Source organism: Methylobacterium sp. GXS13, from assembly GCF_001455965.1.
Classification (GTDB): Bacteria; Pseudomonadota; Alphaproteobacteria; order Rhizobiales; family Beijerinckiaceae; genus Methylobacterium.
Window position 1 is genome coordinate 14,056 of record NZ_LKKO01000029.1, and the last position, 16,030, is coordinate 30,085.

The 16,030-nt window shown below is 70.2% G+C and carries 14 protein-coding genes; 8 read left to right on the forward strand and 6 right to left on the reverse strand.

Features of this window, described 5'->3' with window-relative positions; genetic code table 11:
- Positions 1–15: 15 nt before the first annotated feature.
- The 3 genes from AO398_RS10745 to AO398_RS10755 all read right to left on the reverse strand — a co-directional run bounded on the left by AO398_RS10745 (position 16) and on the right by AO398_RS10755 (position 3,311).
- Entirely contained in the window at positions 16–1,260 is a 1,245-nt protein-coding gene (locus AO398_RS10745) for an MFS transporter (protein ID WP_201025743.1), read from the reverse strand.
- A gap of 77 nt (positions 1,261–1,337) precedes the next feature.
- Positions 1,338–2,249: an amino acid ABC transporter substrate-binding protein gene (locus tag AO398_RS10750; RefSeq protein WP_058192050.1), complete on the reverse strand. Its 912-nt coding sequence runs from the start codon at positions 2,247–2,249 to the stop codon at positions 1,338–1,340.
- 162 nt (positions 2,250–2,411) lie between these two features.
- Complete coding sequence (locus AO398_RS10755) at positions 2,412–3,311, reverse strand: LysR family transcriptional regulator (protein ID WP_058192051.1); 900 nt, start codon at positions 3,309–3,311, stop codon at positions 2,412–2,414.
- A 97-nt stretch (positions 3,312–3,408) separates the two neighbouring features.
- On the opposite strand from AO398_RS10755, the gene AO398_RS10760 reads away from it, so the two are divergent.
- Together AO398_RS10760 and AO398_RS10765 are read left to right on the forward strand one after the other, a co-directional pair.
- The gene (locus tag AO398_RS10760; protein WP_058192052.1) at positions 3,409–4,035 is read left to right on the forward strand and encodes a glutathione S-transferase; all 627 of its coding nucleotides are present in this window, start codon (positions 3,409–3,411) and stop codon (positions 4,033–4,035) included.
- An 8-nt stretch (positions 4,036–4,043) separates the two neighbouring features.
- Complete coding sequence (locus AO398_RS10765; RefSeq protein WP_058192053.1) at positions 4,044–4,967, forward strand: pyridoxamine 5'-phosphate oxidase family protein; 924 nt, start codon at positions 4,044–4,046, stop codon at positions 4,965–4,967.
- A 1-nt stretch (position 4,968) separates the two neighbouring features.
- Here AO398_RS10765 and AO398_RS10770 read toward each other — a convergent pair whose 3' ends face one another.
- The gene (locus tag AO398_RS10770) at positions 4,969–5,619 is read right to left on the reverse strand and encodes a glutathione S-transferase family protein (RefSeq protein WP_058192054.1); all 651 of its coding nucleotides are present in this window, start codon (positions 5,617–5,619) and stop codon (positions 4,969–4,971) included.
- Positions 5,620–5,859: 240 nt separating this feature from the next.
- Between AO398_RS10770 and AO398_RS10775 the strand changes: the two genes are divergently transcribed.
- The 5 genes from AO398_RS10775 (at position 5,860) to AO398_RS10795 (ending at position 11,481) form a co-directional block, all read left to right on the forward strand.
- The gene (locus AO398_RS10775; protein ID WP_058192055.1) at positions 5,860–6,240 is read left to right on the forward strand and encodes a response regulator; all 381 of its coding nucleotides are present in this window, start codon (positions 5,860–5,862) and stop codon (positions 6,238–6,240) included.
- Positions 6,241–6,329: 89 nt separating this feature from the next.
- A complete protein-coding gene (locus AO398_RS10780; RefSeq protein ID WP_058192056.1) occupies positions 6,330–8,306 on the forward strand; it encodes an AI-2E family transporter in 1,977 nt (658 codons plus the stop codon).
- 142 nt (positions 8,307–8,448) lie between these two features.
- A complete protein-coding gene (locus tag AO398_RS10785; RefSeq protein WP_058192057.1) occupies positions 8,449–10,065 on the forward strand; it encodes a hybrid sensor histidine kinase/response regulator in 1,617 nt (538 codons plus the stop codon).
- 17 nt (positions 10,066–10,082) lie between these two features.
- Positions 10,083–10,382, forward strand: coding sequence for a hypothetical protein (locus tag AO398_RS10790; RefSeq protein ID WP_058192058.1), 300 nt, complete (start codon positions 10,083–10,085; stop codon positions 10,380–10,382).
- A 133-nt stretch (positions 10,383–10,515) separates the two neighbouring features.
- Positions 10,516–11,481, forward strand: a complete 966-nt coding sequence (locus AO398_RS10795) for an alpha/beta hydrolase (RefSeq protein ID WP_058192059.1) — start codon at positions 10,516–10,518, stop codon at positions 11,479–11,481.
- Positions 11,482–11,555: 74 nt separating this feature from the next.
- Here AO398_RS10795 and AO398_RS10800 read toward each other — a convergent pair whose 3' ends face one another.
- Both AO398_RS10800 and AO398_RS10805 read right to left on the reverse strand, forming a co-directional pair.
- The gene (locus AO398_RS10800) at positions 11,556–12,452 is read right to left on the reverse strand and encodes a ketopantoate reductase family protein (protein WP_058192060.1); all 897 of its coding nucleotides are present in this window, start codon (positions 12,450–12,452) and stop codon (positions 11,556–11,558) included.
- Positions 12,449–15,535: an FAD-binding and (Fe-S)-binding domain-containing protein gene (locus tag AO398_RS10805; RefSeq protein ID WP_058192061.1), complete on the reverse strand. Its 3,087-nt coding sequence runs from the start codon at positions 15,533–15,535 to the stop codon at positions 12,449–12,451. The genes AO398_RS10800 and AO398_RS10805 overlap by 4 nt, the downstream gene beginning before the upstream one ends.
- Positions 15,536–15,650: 115 nt before the next feature.
- Between AO398_RS10805 and AO398_RS10810 the strand changes: the two genes are divergently transcribed.
- Positions 15,651–15,989 carry a hypothetical protein gene (locus AO398_RS10810; RefSeq protein ID WP_058192105.1) on the forward strand — a complete coding sequence of 113 codons (339 nt, stop codon included), beginning with the start codon at positions 15,651–15,653 and terminating at the stop codon, positions 15,987–15,989.
- The last annotated feature ends 41 nt before the right edge of the window (positions 15,990–16,030 follow it).

Consider the following 16,030-nt stretch of genomic DNA (forward strand, 5'->3'; position numbering starts at 1 on the left):
CCAGGGCCAGACCGGTCAATCCGAGAAGGCGATCTTCGGGCCCGGCCGCTGCAGGGCCACGGCGGTGGCAATTCCCAGACCCAGGATCGTGACCGCGCAGGCTGCCAGCGCCCCGAACTGCCCGAGTTGCAGCAGGGCCTGACCCAGCACCGCGACCCCGAGCGCCTGGCCGCAGAAGAACGAGAAGGCGTGCAGCGCCACCGCGGAGGCGCGGGCGGTCGGCGCGACCTCGGTCACCTGGGTCTGGAAGGTGTTGTGCAGCATGTAGAAGCCGAGCCCCATGGCGGTGAGCGCCGCGCAATCGACCTGCCAGCTTCCGGCCAGCCCGACCACGGTCAGCGAGGCGCCGCAGATCAGGCCGCCGCCGATCAGCATCCGGGGCATGCCGAGTAGCCGCACCAGCAGCCCGACCAGGGCCGAGTAGAGCAGGCCGCCGATGGCGAAGCCGGCCAGCACCAGGCCGGCCTCCCGCGGGCCGCCCTCGCCGCGGGCCTCGATCAGCGGGGCGAGATGCGGGAACACCCCGAAGATCGCGATCGCCTCCACGAACACCGCGGAGAAGAGAATCCGGGCGCGCGGATTGGCCAGGATCGTCCGGTAGCGCCCCACCGCCTGCCCGAAGGCGGGACGGCGCGCGGGCGCGCGGCCGGTGCGATCGAAGCCGAACACCGTCGCGGCACAGGCGATGGCAGCGACGAGCGCTGTGATCGCGAACACGCCGCGCCAGCCAATCGCTGCCTCGATCAGCCCCGCGAAGGTCGATCCTGTGAGCTGCCCGAGAATGACCGCGACGAGGAAGCGCCCGATCGCGACCTGCCGCCGGTCCATCGGCACCCGGTCGCCCAGCAGCGCGAGCGACAGCGGGATGCAGCCGCCCGCCGCCGCCCCCGCCAGCATGCGCAGACCGAACAGGCTGGAGAGATCGGGGGCGAGGCTGCACAGGACGAGGGCGCCGGCCAGCACCGCCAGGCAGACGCTCATCACCCGCTCCTTGCCGAGCGCGTCACCCACCGGACCGAGCACCGGCTGGATGAAGGCGTAGGGCAGCGCGAAGGCGGTCGAAAGCAGCGCCACCGTGTGGGCGTCGCTGCCGAGGTCCCGGGCGAGCACGCCGACCAAGGGCTCGACCGAGCGCAGGGCGAAGGTGCTGCCGAATCCCGCGCAGGCCAGGACGACGATCAGGCGCGGGATCGAGGCGGCGGCCGGCTCCGACCCGTGGGTCGCGGACGGCGTGAGCGCCGGCTCTTGTCTGTCGAGCATGGTGAGGATTCGCGCCGCGGGCGGGACTCAAGACCCGCGGCATCGCATCTCCGCGGCCGGAGCGAAACCCATCCGGATCAGTGCGCGTAGAAGGCCGGATCCGAATTGTCGCTCGGGTTCTCGAACGCCCACTGGAGCGCCGAGGACAGGGGGATGTTGTAGGTCAGCCCCCGCGGCGGCACCGGCTTAAGGAACCAGGTCTCGTAGATCGTCCTGATCTCGGGACTGCGATAGAGATCGGCGGTGGCCTTATCGACCACCGCCTTGAAGGCCGGATCGTCCCGGCGCAGCATGATCCCGTAGGGTTCCGGGTTGGACAGGGTCTCCTGGCTGATCACGTAGGCGGCGGGGTCCTTCGACTGGGCTGCCACGACGCTGAGCTGCACGTCGTCCATGACGAAGGCCGCCGCCCGACCGGTCTCGACTAGCAGAAAGCCTTCCGGCACGTCCTTTGCCGAGATCACCGTGATGCCGAGCTTGCGCTCGTTGTTGGCCTTGATCAGCATCAGGATGTTGGTCGAGCCGGCCACCGACGACACCGCCTTGCCGCGCAGGTCCTCCAGGCTGCCGATCTTCTGGTCCTTGCGGGAGACGAACCGGGTCGCCGTGAGGAAGTGGGTGTTGGTGAAAGCGACCTGCTTCTTGCGCTCCGCATTGTTGGTCGTGGTGCCGCATTCGAGATCGGTCGTGCCGTTGGTCATCAGCGGGATGCGGGACGAGGAATTCACGAACTCCATCGCGACCTCGAGCCCCGGCATCTTCAATTCACGCTTCACGGCATCGGCGATCTTCAGGCAGATATCGACCGCGAAGCCGACCACCTTCTGGTTCTGGTCCAGGTAGCTGAACGGCGGCGCGGTATCGCGCACGCCGAGCACGAGCCGGTTGTTGTCCTGGATCTTCTTGAGGGTGCCGGTCAGCGGCTCGGCCCGAGCCGCAGGGGGGAGCACAGCGAGCAGCACGGCGAGGATCGGGGTGAGCAGGCGCATGGGCTGGCGGGCTCCGGGGGCGTGCAACGAGGCGCCGACCGCGAGGGGCGGCGGGAAGCGGGATCAGGCTTCCACCCACCGCTCAGCAAGAGTCCGGCCGCTTTGATGCGGGATGGCGGAACCAAGACCGGTTCCCGACCGAACCGAACGCTGGAATATTGATCATTTCTCCGGCTGCGCGGCGTGCAGGACCGGCAACGCGCGTAACGCGTCGGTGGCGTAATCGAGGAAGGCGTTCACCCGGGCGGACCGGAGCCCCTGGCTCGGGGTGACGATCTGCACCGGCACCGGTGGCGGCTCATGCGAAGCGAGCAGGCGCACGAGACGGCCCGCCGCAATGTCCTCGGCCGCCTGATAGGACAGCACTCGGGCGATGCCACGCCCGGCCCGGGCCGCGATCAGCGCCGCCTCGACCTCGTTGACGATCAGGCGCGGCGCGAGGCGGACGCGGTGCGCGCCGAAGCGCCATTCGCGGACATTGGAGCGGACCATGCCCAGGATGGTGTCGTGGACGCTCAAGTCGGCGGGGGTCCGGGGCGTGCCCCGGGCCGCGAGGTAGACCGGACTCGCCACGAGCACTTGGCGTACCTGTCCGACCCGGCGCGCGACCAAGCGGGATTCCGCGAGGTGCCCGATCCGGACTGCAACGTCGATGCCCTCCTCCACGAGGTCGAGGTTGCGATCGGCAAGCACCAGTTCGACCTGCGCCTCCGCGTAGGCATCAAGAAAGCCCGACACGATCGGCGCGACGTGCTTGCGCCCGAACAGAACCGGGGCCGTGATCCGCACAAGCCCGCGCACCGCATCGCCCGCCGCCCCCGAGACGGTGGCCTCGTAGCCAGCGAGCAGGCCGCGCGCCCGCTCGGCCAGTTCGAGCCCCCCCGGGGTCGGCGCCAGGCGTCGGGTGGTGCGCTCCACCAAGCGGGTGCCGGCCCGCGCCTCCAGGCTCGCCAGCGCCCGGGTCGCGGCAGCGGCCGAGCGGTGCGACCGGCGCGCAGCCCCGGCCAGGCTGCCGGCGTCGATGATCGCGACGAAGAGAGCGAGTTCGTCCAGCCGGTCCATGGATCATTTCAGTTTATGAAATTCTGAATGCCGTGAATTCCGGATTATCCCCGCGCTGTGCAAGAGTCATGTTCGGGCCTCGCTGGAGACCCCGACCATGTCCGACCCCGACCTGACCCTCTACGGCCTGCGCCTCTCGGGCCATTCGCACCGCGCGGAACTGTTCCTGTCGCTGCTGGGGCTGCCCTACCGCTTCGTCGAGGTGGCCAGCACGAAGCAGCGCGCCGCCGCCGACTTCCGGCACCTCAACCCGCTCGGCCAGATCCCGGTCCTGACCGACGGCACGGCCGTGATCGCCGACAGCAATGCGATCCTCGTCTACCTCGCCGCACGCTACGCATCGAAGAGCGGATGGATGCCGGCCGATCCCATCGACGCCGGCGAGGTTCAGCGCTGGCTCTCGATCGCCGCCGGCGAGGTCCGGACCGGGCCGGCCCTCGCCCGGCTGATGGTGGTCTTCGGCGCGCGCGCCGACCGGGCGACGGTGCACGCGACCGCGGCCCGGATCCTCACCTTTATGGATGAGCATCTGGCCGATCGCCGCTACCTTGCGACCGAGCGGGCGACGCTGGCCGACATCGCCTGCTACACCTACGTCGCCCACGCCCCCGAGGGCGGCGTCTCGCTCGCCCCCTACCCGGCCGTGCAGGCCTGGATCGCCCGGGTGCAGGCCCTGCCGGGCTTCATCCCGATGCCAGCCTCCCCCATCCCCGAACAGGCGTGAGGTGCGCCATGGCCGATTTCCATGCAGACGAGCTGATCGCGCAGGCCCATGCCGGCCACGTCCTCGGCGGCACGCCGGCGGTCCGGCCGTTCATGCCGGAGCAGCACCGCCTCTTCTTCGCGAGCCTGCCCTATCTTCTGATCGGGGCCGCGGACGCGGCCGGCGCGCCGGTCGCGACCCTGCTGACCGGCGCGCCCGGCTTCGTGCAGAGCCCGGACGCGACGCATCTTGCCATCGCCGCGGCCCTCGACCCCACCGACCCGGCGGTTGGATCCCTCGTGCCGGGCGCCGAGGCCGGGATTCTCGGCATCGACCTGGCGACGCGGCGGCGCAACCGCGCCAACGGCCGCATCGTGGATGGCGATCGGGATGGCCTGGCCGTGGCGGTCGATCAGAGCTTCGGTAACTGCCCGCAATACATTCAGCGGCGCGCGGTCGAGCCGGTGCCGCGCCGGCCGGGCTCGACCGAGATCCTGTCGGCCCTGGATACGGAGGCCGAGGCGCTGATCGACGCCGCCGACACGCTGTTCGTCGCCACCCGATCGCGGGACGGGCTCCGGGAAGGCGGCGCCGACATCTCGCACCGGGGCGGGTGCCCGGGCTTCGTCCGCCGCCGCGGCGACGTGCTGACGGTGCCGGATTTCTCCGGCAACCGCTACTTCAACACGCTGGGCAATCTGATCGGCGAGCCGCGCGCGGCCGTACTGTTCCTCGATTTCGCCAGCGGCGACCAGCTGGTCCTGCAGGGCCGCACCGAAATCGACTGGACGGGCGCCGCGGGCCTCCTCGGCGCGCAACGATCCTGGTCCGTTACGATCACGGGCGGTTGGCGGCGCCGGGCGGTTGTTCCCCTGCGCTGGAGCGATCCCGAGCCCGCGCCGCAACTGGCGCGCACGGGCATCTGGGCCGAGGCTGAGGGGGTCCGATCGTGAGTCAGGACGCGCCGCCTGCCGCAGCCTCGTGCTCCCGGGCGAGACGTGCCTCTGCGGCGGCCACGGTCTGGAAGGCCGGCCGGGCACGAACGCGCTCGACATAGGCCGACAGGACCGGGTCGGGCGCACCCAGGCCGAAGCCCATCGTCCAGCCGAGCGCGCTGCCCCACAGGATGTCCGCGGCGCTGAAACGGTCGCCGAGCAGGTACGGCCCCGGACTCAGCGCCTCGGTGATGCGCGCGATCACGCTGTCGTAGTCGGCATAGGCCGACATGGCCCGCGGCCCGGGCTCGCGCTTGAGATGGCGGTCGATCACCGCAGGCTCGAAGCAGGAGCCGTAGAACACCATCCAGCGCAGATACGTCCCCCGGGCGGGGTCGGTGAGGGCGGGCGCGAGGCCGGCCTCCGGGAACAGGTCGGCGAGATACAGGTAGACCGCCGCCTGCTCGGTGACGAGCGCCTCGCCATGGCGGATCGCCGGCACCTTCGCCATCGGGTTGATCGCGCGATAAGCGTCTCCGAGATGCTCGCCGGCCCGCATGTTGAGCACGTGCAGGCGATGCGGGGCGCCGAGTTCCTCCAGGAGCACGCGTACGCCCGACGACCGGGTATTCGGCGCATGGTAGAACGCGATCTCCGGCGTATTCGTCATGCCGCACCTTCTCAAATGATGTGATTTGCGCGGCTTACGCTTCGTCCGACCGGGGAACCGGGTCAATCGGGCCGCGCACCCCGCCGGCCGAATAGGTCCCGCCTGTTCCAACCGTCGCCGTTCTGTACGCGTCGCTCTCTTCCGCAGGGACCGGAATCGCGGCAGGGACGTTGGGCGATTGTGCGTTGCCGCGCGTTGGGGTGCCTACCGGCTCAGCGCGACCCGGGGATTCGAGTTCTGATGGCGAAGATACTGTTGGTCGAGGACCATGAAGAGATCTGGGACTTCCTGTCCCGACGCCTCAAGCGCCGCGGCTACGAGGTGATTTTGGCGCATGACGGCGAGGCCGGCGTTCAGCAGGCCCGCTCGGGCCAGCCCGACGTGATCCTGCTCGACATGAACCTGCCGGTGCTGGACGGCTGGTCCGCCGCGCGCGCGCTGAAATCCGGGTCCGACACGCGGGCGATCCCGATCATCGCGCTCACCGCCCATGCCATGTCCGGCGACCGGGACAAGGCGATCCAGGCGGGCTGCGACGACTACCATCCCAAGCCGGTCGATTTCTCCAAGCTGCTCAGCCAGATCAGCGCCGCCCTGGGCGAGACCGCGCAAGCGGGCTGACGCCGGCCGACACGGCAGGCTTCCCGAACCGCACCGCCGTCGCGGTGCGGCAGCGTCCCCCGAGTTCGACACGTTAGTGGAGCGTACCCGTGAGCGAGGATCCCGTCACCGCCCAGCGCCTCAAGCAGGGCCTGCCGGTCATCGTCGCGCTGGCCTCCACCCTCCTCGTCGTGTCGATCATGGCGGCGCTGTATCTCGGGCGCGAGATCCTGGTGCCGGTCACGCTGGCGATCCTCCTGAGCTTCGTCCTGGTGCCGGCGGTCCGGATCCTGCGTCGGGTCCGCGTGCCGCGGGCGGCGGCGGTCCTCCTGGTGGTGGTGATCGTCTTCGGCGGCCTGTTTGGGATCGGCAGCCTGATCGCCAGCGAGGCGTCGCAGCTCGCCGCCGACCTGCCGCGCTACACCCAGGTGATGAGCACCAAGATCAAGGACCTGCGCGGCGCCACCGCCGGGACCGGGACCCTGTCCCGGATGGTCGACATGGTCCAGGATCTCAGCGCCACGCTGCAGCCGCCCGCCGCCATCGAGGTCAAGGGCCAGCCGGGAACCCGCACGCATCCGCTCACGGTGGAGATCAGCCCCGCCCGGGCGAGCGTCGTCGAGACGTTCCAGACCTTCGCGGGTCCGATCCTGCACCCGCTGGCCACCACCGGCCTGATCCTGATCTTCACGATCTTCATCCTGCTCCAGCGTGAGGACCTGCGGAACCGGGCGATCCGGCTGGCGGGCGGATCCGGGGATCTGCGCCGGGTCACGGCGGCGATCGACGACGCCACCAGCCGGCTCAGCCGGTTCTTCCTGGCTCAGCTCGCCCTCAACATCGCCTTCGGGGTGGTGATCGGCGTGGGCCTATGGCTCATCGGCGTTCCGAGCCCGACGCTGTTCGGCGTGCTCGCGGCGATCCTGCGCTTCGTCCCCTATATCGGCGCCGCGATCAGCGCGCTCCTGCCGCTGATCCTCGCCGCCGCGGTCGATCCCGGCTGGACCATGGTGATCGCGACCGCAGCCTTGTTCCTGGTGGTGGAGCCGATCTGCGGCCACGTGATCGAGCCGCTGCTCTACGGGCACTCCACGGGCCTGTCGCCGATCGCCGTGATCCTGGCGGCCACGATCTGGACCTTCCTGTGGGGGCCGATCGGCTTGGTGCTCGCCACGCCGCTCACCGTCTGCCTGGTCGTGCTCGGCCGGCACGTGGAGCGGCTCTGGTATCTCGACGTGCTGCTCGGCGACCGTCCGGCCCTGGCGCCGCCGGAGATCTTCTACCAGCGCATGCTGGCGGGCGACCCGGCCGAGGCGATCGACCAGGGCTGGCAGTTCCTCAAGGAGCGGGCGCTCGTCACCTATTACGACGAGGTCGCCCTCGCAGGCCTGCTGCTCGCGCAGGAGGATCTCTCGCGCGGTACCCTGGACCGCGCCCGCCAGGACGAGGTCGGCGCCGCGATCCGCACCGTGGTGGCGCGGCTCGGGACCGCTCCGGTGGCCCGGCGGACCTGGCGGGGATCGACGCGCTCCTCCCCGGATACCGAGACCGCGGCGGCGCTCGCGGCCGTGGGGCCGGACCGGCAGGTCGCCGGCATCGTGCTGGCCCGCGAGGAACTCGCCCCGGCCTGGCGGAGCGAGACGCCGGTGCTGTGCGTGTCGAGCCGCGGCCCGTTCGACGAGGCGGCGACCCTGATGCTGAGCCAGATCCTGGCCCGGCACGGGCTCGCCTCGCAGACCCTGTCGATGGCCGCGATCCGGGCCGGCGAGCGGCCCGAGAACCCGGAGGGCCTCGCGCTGATCTGCTTCTCCTACCTCGAGCCGGTCAGCCTGTCGCAGATCCGCTTCACCGTGCGGCAGGCCCGCGCCGCGGTGCCGGGCGTGCGCATCCTGGTCGGCTTCTGGCGCGAGCGCGACCCGGCGACCCTGGACCGCCTGCGCCGGGCGACCTCGGCGGATTTCCTGGTCACGTCGCTGAACGAGGCGCTCTCGGCAGTGCTCACCGCCTGCCGTAACCCGGCGCCGCCGCGGGTCGCTCCGGCGCCCATGAAGGCCCTGCCCAATGAGGCCCGGACGGCGGCGGCATAGCAGGCCACCCTCACGGGGCGCGCGCCGAGCGCGACCTTGGTGCCATCGACAACCGCGATCGCCCCCCTAATGTCGCAACGGGATACCGGTCTCGGGCCGGTCCCCGCTCCATTCAAGACCGAAAGCATCAAGACCGCGCGGCATGTCCGACTCTCCCGAAAAACCCCCCATCGGACCGGCCGCCGTGGTCAGGGACGGCGCGGCCAGTGATGTCGCCGACCGCAAGAGCGACATCTTCTTTGCCGCGGTGGAAACCACCCGGATGCCGATGATCGTCACCGATCCGCGCCAGCCGGATAACCCGATCATCTTCGCAAACCGCGCCTTCTTGGCGATGACCGGCTATACGCCGGAGGAACTCGTGGGGCGCAATTGCCGGTTCCTGCAGGGCCCGGAGACCGATCGCGAGACCGTCGATCAGGTCCGCTCGGCGATCGCGGACCGGCGCGAATTCGCCACCGAGATCCTGAACTATCGCAAGAACGGGTCGACCTTCTGGAACGCCTTGTTCGTTTCGCCGGTGTACAATGCGGCGGGCGAACTGGTGTATTTCTTCGGCTCGCAGCTCGACGTCTCGCGCCGCCGCGACGTCGAGGAGGCCCTGGGCCAGGCGCAGAAGATGGAAGCGCTCGGCCAGCTCACCGGCGGCATCGCGCACGACTTCAACAACCGGCTGCAGGTGATCGTCGGCTACGTCGACATCCTGGCCTCCGGACTGGAGAAGCCGGATGCCGACCGCGCCCGGCTCGGACGTGCCACCGACAATATCCGGCAGGCGGCCGAGCGTGCGACGACGCTGACGCAGCAGCTCCTGGCCTTTGCCCGCAAGCAGCGGCTCGACGGGCGCGCCGTCAACCTCAACACGCTGATCGAGGGGATGCGCGAGATGGTCGCCCGCTCGGTGGGCGAGGTGGTGACGATCGAGCTGGATCTCGCCCGGGACCTCTGGAACTGCCGGGTCGATCCGACCCAGGCCGAGGTCGCGATCCTCAATGTGCTGATCAACGCCCGCGACGCGATGCCGGAGGGCGGCACCGTGCGGATCACCACCGAGAACACCGAGATCGTCTCGGGCGGCGAGATCGGCCCGCTCCGCCCCGGCCGCTACGTCAGCATCGCCATCCGGGATACCGGCACCGGCATCCCGCCCGCGGTGCTCGCCCGGGTGATGGACCCGTTCTTCACCACCAAGGAAGAGGGCAAGGGCACCGGGCTCGGCCTGTCGATGGTCTACGGCTTCGCCAAGCAGTCGGGCGGCGCCGCCCAGATTGAATCGGCGGTCGGCGCCGGCACGACGGTGCGCCTGTCCTTCCCGGCCACCGATAGCGACGCGCACGCCCCATCCAAGGTCTCGCACCGGGCGGTGGACCGGCGAGGCACCGAGACCATCCTGATCGTCGACGACCGCGAGGACGTGGCCGAGCTCGCCCGCACCATCCTGCGGGATTTCGGCTACACGACGCTGATGGCCGGCAATGCCCGCGAGGCCCTGGAGATCCTCGATTCCAGCGAGCGCATCGACCTGCTGTTCACCGATCTGATCATGCCGGGGGGCATGAACGGCGTGTTGCTCGCCCGGGAGGCGCGCCGCCGCCAGCCCAAGCTCAAGGTCCTGCTCGCCACGGGCTACGCGGAGGCGAGCCTGGAGCGAACCGATATCGGCGGTTCGGAGTTTGACCTGCTCAACAAGCCTTACCGGCGCACGGAGCTGGTCCGCCGCGTGCGGGCGATCCTCGACGGGCCGACCGGCGTAGGCTGAGCGTGAGGAACGGCGCCATGGCGCAGGGCGACAAGGCGAAATACACCGACAAGCAGAAACGCAAGGCCGAGCACATCGCCGAGTCCTACGAGGCGCGCGGGGTGCCGGAGCAGGAGGCCGAGGCGCGGGCCTGGGCCACAGTCAACAAGGATGACGGCGGCGGCAAGAAGCCGGGCGGCTCCGGCCGCGGCAAGGCCACCGGCCATCCGGCGGCCCACAAGGGCGGCGAGGCTTCTGCGAGCCGGACGCCGGAACAGCGCTCGGCCTCGGCCAAGAAGGCTGCGGCGACGCGCAAGGCGAATGCCGCAAGCGCGTGATCGGACAACGTGGGATCGGACTGGCCCCAGTCATTCTTACTTCTGGAAGTGGGGTGGAAAGCAGTCCTTGCGGCGCTTCGACCACTGATCGTCCAGGCGAAACGCTTTTTCTCGCGCGCGAAGGAACTGGGCCATGCCGACACAGACCGCTCTCGCCGCCGCCGCGCTGGCACTTGCACACGGTTCGCCGCAGCCGCTTCCCTCCGTCTCGGCCACGACGAGCTACCACAGGGCCGAAATCAACGGCGTGGGTGTCTTCTATCGCGAGGCTGGCCCGCGTGACGCACCCACGATCCTCCTGCTGCATGGCTATCCATCGTCGTCGCGGCAGTGGGACCCGCTACTGCCGCTGCTCGCCGACCGCTACCACCTGATCGCGCCAGACTATCCCGGCTTCGGCCACAGCGATGCGCCATCGCCCGAACAGTACTCTTATACCTTCGACAACATTGCCGCGACGATCGAGGGCTTGATCGCGCATCTTGGCATCGAACGATACACGCTCTTCATGCAGGATTACGGCGGCCCGGTCGGGTTCCGCATCGCTCTCGCCCACCCCGAACGGGTGCGTGCGTTGATCGTCCAGAACGCCAACGCCTACGCGGAGGGGCTCGGGCCGAAGTGGCAGGGCATCGCCAAGTTCTGGGCCGACCCCGCAACTCACCCTGAGCAGGTCGACGCCTTCACATCCCTTGAAGGAGCCAAGCAGCGCCATCTCGGCACCAGCCCGAACCCCGAACGGTACAACCCGGACACCTGGGCGGACGAGTATGCCATCCTGTCCCGGCCGGGTGAGCGGGTCATCCAGGCTGCCCTTCTCTACGACTACCGCACGAACGTGGCGTCTTACCCGGTCTGGCAGGCATGGATGCGTGGTCATCCGTTGCCGACCCTTGTGCTGTGGGGCCGCTACGACCCGTCCTTCCTCGTGCCCGGGGCGGAAGCCTATCGACGCGACATGCAGACGGCGGAGTTACATATCCTGGACGCCGGACACTTCGCGCTGGACGAGGCGACGGATGAGGTCGCGCGGCTAACGCGCGACTTTCTTGCTCGGCATATCGAGACTGAGAAAGCTCCCGCGTCCGCGCCTCAATAGAATATAGAGCGCCCGATCGAACATCAGAGACGGTTCAATAACTGACTCCATCATCCGCCCCATCCCCCCGCACCTCACGCCCGATCCCGCCGCTCCGCGAGCTTGACCAGCGTATGCAGCATCCGGTTCGCCGGCGTCGGCACGCCCAGCGCCGTGCCTCTCCGCATCACGTATCCATTGAGGTGGTCAATCTCGCTGGGCCGGCCCCGGGCGAGATCCTGGGCGGTGGAGGAGCGCTGGTCGGCCATGCTGGTGCTGAGCGCGAGCACCGTGTCGAGGATGTCGTCGGGCACCGACACGCCCGCAGCGTTCGCCACCGCGACGCATTCCTGCACCACGTCGGTCATCGCCGCGACCACGCCCTCGCCCTGGACCAGGCGGCCGTAGGGCAGCTGGGTCAGGGCCGAGAGGGCGTTGTAGGCGCAGTTGAGGATCAGCTTGCCCCAGAGCGCGTCCAGGGCGCGCGCTGACACAGTGGTCGGAATCCCGGCCGCATCGAACGCGGCGGCAATCGTCGGGCTCGTTCCCGACGCGCCAAGGATCAGGTCGCCCCGGCCGTTGTGGCGGACGTGGCGCGCCCCGACCATCTCGGTGGCGACATAGACCGCCACCGGCACCACGGACCGCCCCAGCACAGCGGCGAGGCGCTCGGCATTGTCGACGCCGTTCTGGAGGCTGAGGATCATGGCCGAGGGGCTGAGATGCGGGGCGATCGTCGCGCCCGCCGCTTCCGTGTCGCCCGACTTGACGCAGACCAGCACCAGGTCGGCTCCGGCGACGCCGTCGCCCGACGCGGTCGCCTGGACGGCGACGGTGTCGCGCCCGGCCGCACTCTCCAGCACCAGGCCATCGGACCGGACCGCCTCGACCAGGGCCGGTCGGCCGATCAGCGTCACCGCATGGCCGGCTCGGGCCAGCAGGAAGCCGTAATAGCAGCCGACCGCGCCGGCCCCGAAAACCGCGATCTTCATCGGGCCGAAGCCGCGGCGCGTTCGGGATGGAACGGCGCGGCGCCCACCGCGCTTGTGCGGACATGGTCGAGCAGGGCCTGGACCGGGTGGCGCAGCCGGACGCCGTCGACGAGCTTGACCTGGGACCGGCAGGAATAGCCGTCCGCCAGCAGGGTGCCGGCGGGGGCATCGGCCACGTGACGCGCCCAGCTCAGGCCGTAGATCGCCTCGGAGGTGGCGCGGTTGCGCGTCTCGTGGCCGTAGGTCCCGGCCATGCCGCAGCAGCCCGCGGCCGGCACGTCGAGCCGCAGCCCGAGATGGGTGAACACCGCCTGCCAGTCGCGCACCGCGCCGGGGGCGTTGGTGCGCTCGGTGCAATGGGGCAGCAGCCGCAGGGTTGCGTTGCCCTGCCGGGGGGCGATCCGGTCGAGTTGGGTGGCGAGCCATTCCTGCAGGATCCGGACCTTGGGCAGGTCGTCGTTGCCGAGCGCCTGGGCGTATTCGGACCGGTAGGTCAGCGTCATCGAAGGGTCGAGGCCGACGAGCGGCACGCCCGAGCGGGCGAGCGCCCGCAGCATCGCGGCGTTGGTGCGCGCAACCGCGGCGAACCGGGCCAGGAAGCCGTGGACATGCAGCGGCTTGCCGTTCGGCCGATAGGGCACCAGCCAGGGCTGGAAGCCCAGCGCGATCAGGAGCGCGCAGGCATCCGCCACCAGGCCCGCCTCGAAATGGCTGGTGAAGGCGTCCTGGACCAGCAGAACCGCACGCGCCCGCTCGGCCGGGGCGAGCCGGGCCAAGGCCTCCGGGGTCGCGGTGGCGACGCCGAGATCCGCGAGCCGCGCCTTCAGGTCGACGGGCGACAGGGCCGGGATCCCGACCAGGCCGGCCTTGGCCAGCAGCATCCGGGCGAGCGGGTTGGCCAGGGCCGCGTTGCTCAGGCGCGGCATCCGGGCCGCGAGCGGCAGCAGGGGTTCGAGCGCCGCGACCAGATGGTCCTTCAGGGGCCGGGCGTAGCGGGCATGGTAGAGCGCCAGGAACTTCGCCCGGAAGGTCGGCACATCGACTTTGATCGGGCAGGAGCCCGTGCAGGATTTGCAGGCGAGGCAGCCGTCCATCGCCTCCTTCACGGCGTGCGAGAAGTCGCCGTCGTCGGGCGCGCGCCGGACAGCGCTCCGCAAAGTCGCAAAAAGATCGGGCAGCCAGCCGGCGCGCTGGCGCTTCAGCTCGGCGGCGGGGTCGATCCCCGCCTGCGCGGCGAGGCGCAGCCACTCGCGCATCAGCGAGGCGCGGCCCTTGGGCGAATGCCGGCGCTCCCGGGTCGCCTTCCAGGACGGGCACATCGCGTCGTCCGGGTCGTAGGTGAAGCAGGCGCCGTTGCCGTTGCAGTGCAGGGCTTCGTCGAAATCCTGCCGGACCGGCGGCGGGATCGTGCGGTCCTGCTCGCCCCGGCGGGGCACGCCGTCGATCCGAGTGAGCGCGCCACCGCGGGCCGAGGCGATCTTGCCCGGGTTCATCCGGTCGCCCGGGTCGAAAGCGCGCTTGACCGCCTCCAGCGCCGGCATCAGCGGGCCGAAGGTCGCGGGCACGAATTCGGAGCGGAAGCCCTTGCCGTGCTCGCCCCAGAGCAGGCCGCCATACTTGGCGGTGAGGGCGACCACGCCCTCGGTGACCTCGCGGATCAGGGCGTTCTGGTCGGGGTCTTTCAGGTCGATCGCCGGGCGGACATGCAGCACGCCGGCATCGACATGGCCGAACATGCCGTAGCGCAGGCCCTTGGCATCGAGCAGCGCCCGGAACTCCGCGATGAAGTCGGCGAGCCGCTCCGGCGGCACCGCGGTATCCTCGACGAACGGGATCGGGCGCGCGTCACCCTTGGCAGCGCCGAGCAGGCCGACCGCCTTCTTGCGCATCGTCCAGAGTTTTTCGATGGCGTCGCCGCGAGCAATGGTGAAGCCGAGGCGTTTGGTGTCGGTGCCGCGCGCGTCCGCCAGCGTCGCGGTGAGCCGTGCCAGGGCGGCATCCACGGCCTGCGCATCGTCGCCGACGAATTCTACGAGGTTGATGCCGTGGACCGGACGGCCGGCAGGATCGTCCGGGAAGAAGGCCTGCACCTCGGCCCAGATCGGATCCTGGCGGGCAAGCCCCAGCACGGTGGAGTCGATGGTCTCCACGGAGGCCGCGCCGAAGGGCAGCAGCGCCTGGGCGTCCCGCAAGGCCGCGTCGAAATCGACGTAGGAGAGCGCCACCAGCACCGAGGCCTTCGGGATCGGCAGCACGTTGAGCCGCGCCTCGGCGATCAGCGCCAGCGTGCCCTCGGAGCCGCAGATCACGCTTTTGAGGTCGAAGCGCCCTGACGCGTCGCGCAGATGGGCGAGGTCGTAGCCGGTGAGGCAGCGGTTGAGCTTGGGAAAGCGCTCGGCGATCAGCGCCGCGTTCTCGGTGACGATCGTATCGACGGTGCGGTGGATTTCGCCGACGCGATCGTTGCGCGCCTTGGCGGCCGCGAGCCCGGCCTCGTCCAGCGGCTCGGCGTCCCAGACCGTGCCGTCGGCGAGCACGCAGGTCAGGGCCAGGACGTGGTCGCGGGTCTTGCCGTAGAGGCAGGAGCCCTGCCCGCAGGCGTCGGTGGAGATCATGCCGCCGATGGTGGCGCGGTTCGAGGTCGAGAGCTCGGGGGCGAAGAACAGGCCGTGCGCGGCGAGCGCCCGGTTGAGTTGGTCCTTCACCACCCCGGGCTCGACCCGGACGATACGGCGCGCGACGTCGATCTCCAGGATGCGGTTCATGTGCCGCGAGGTGTCGACCACGAGGCCGTGGCCGAGCGACTGGCCGTTGGTGCCGGTGGCGCCACCCCGGGGGCGGATCACGATCTCGGTGAAGCGCGGGTCGTCGAGCAGCTTGGCGATCCGCACGAGGTCGTCGCGCGAGCGCGGGAAGGCCACGCCCCCCGGCTCGACCTGATAGATCGAGTTGTCGGTGGAGAAGACCGTCCGGTCGGCGGCCGATACCGTCAGGTCGCCCTCGAAGCCGCGCAGGCGCAGTTCGGCGACAACCGCCTCATAGAGCGGCACGGCCTCGGTTTGGCGGGTCAGGACCGGGATCATGCAGGCGTTCTACACCCGGCGGATCGCGAAGGAAGACCGGCGCTTATGTCACGCCGACCCGATGGGGGCTGGCACCCTGTTTGCCACAGGGAGCGACGTTACGGAGCGGATGCACATGAACGCGAGCGTCGAACGGGTCCGGGATGCCCTGGCCGAGCTGATCAAGGCCGCCCTCATCTCCGACGACGGCAAGAGCCTCGCCTGCCGCGAGGCCGGGCGGGAGAAACTGGCCGGGCTAAGGGCAGACCCGCCGGAGGCCGGGAGCCTGCGCATGGACGGCGCCTGGATGCTGGCGATCCAGCAGGCGGAAACGCCGGAGCTGGCGGCCGAGGAGGGCCAGGTGAACCTGACCCTGCCCCGCGCCTGCCCGTTCAGCCTGGACGAGATCCTCGCCCCCGGCTTCGATGTGGATCACGCGGTCGAGGGCATCCGCAAGTCCGCCTCCACGGGCTGAACGCGCCTGTTGAGGACGCGACGGCCGCCGTTGCCGCGGAC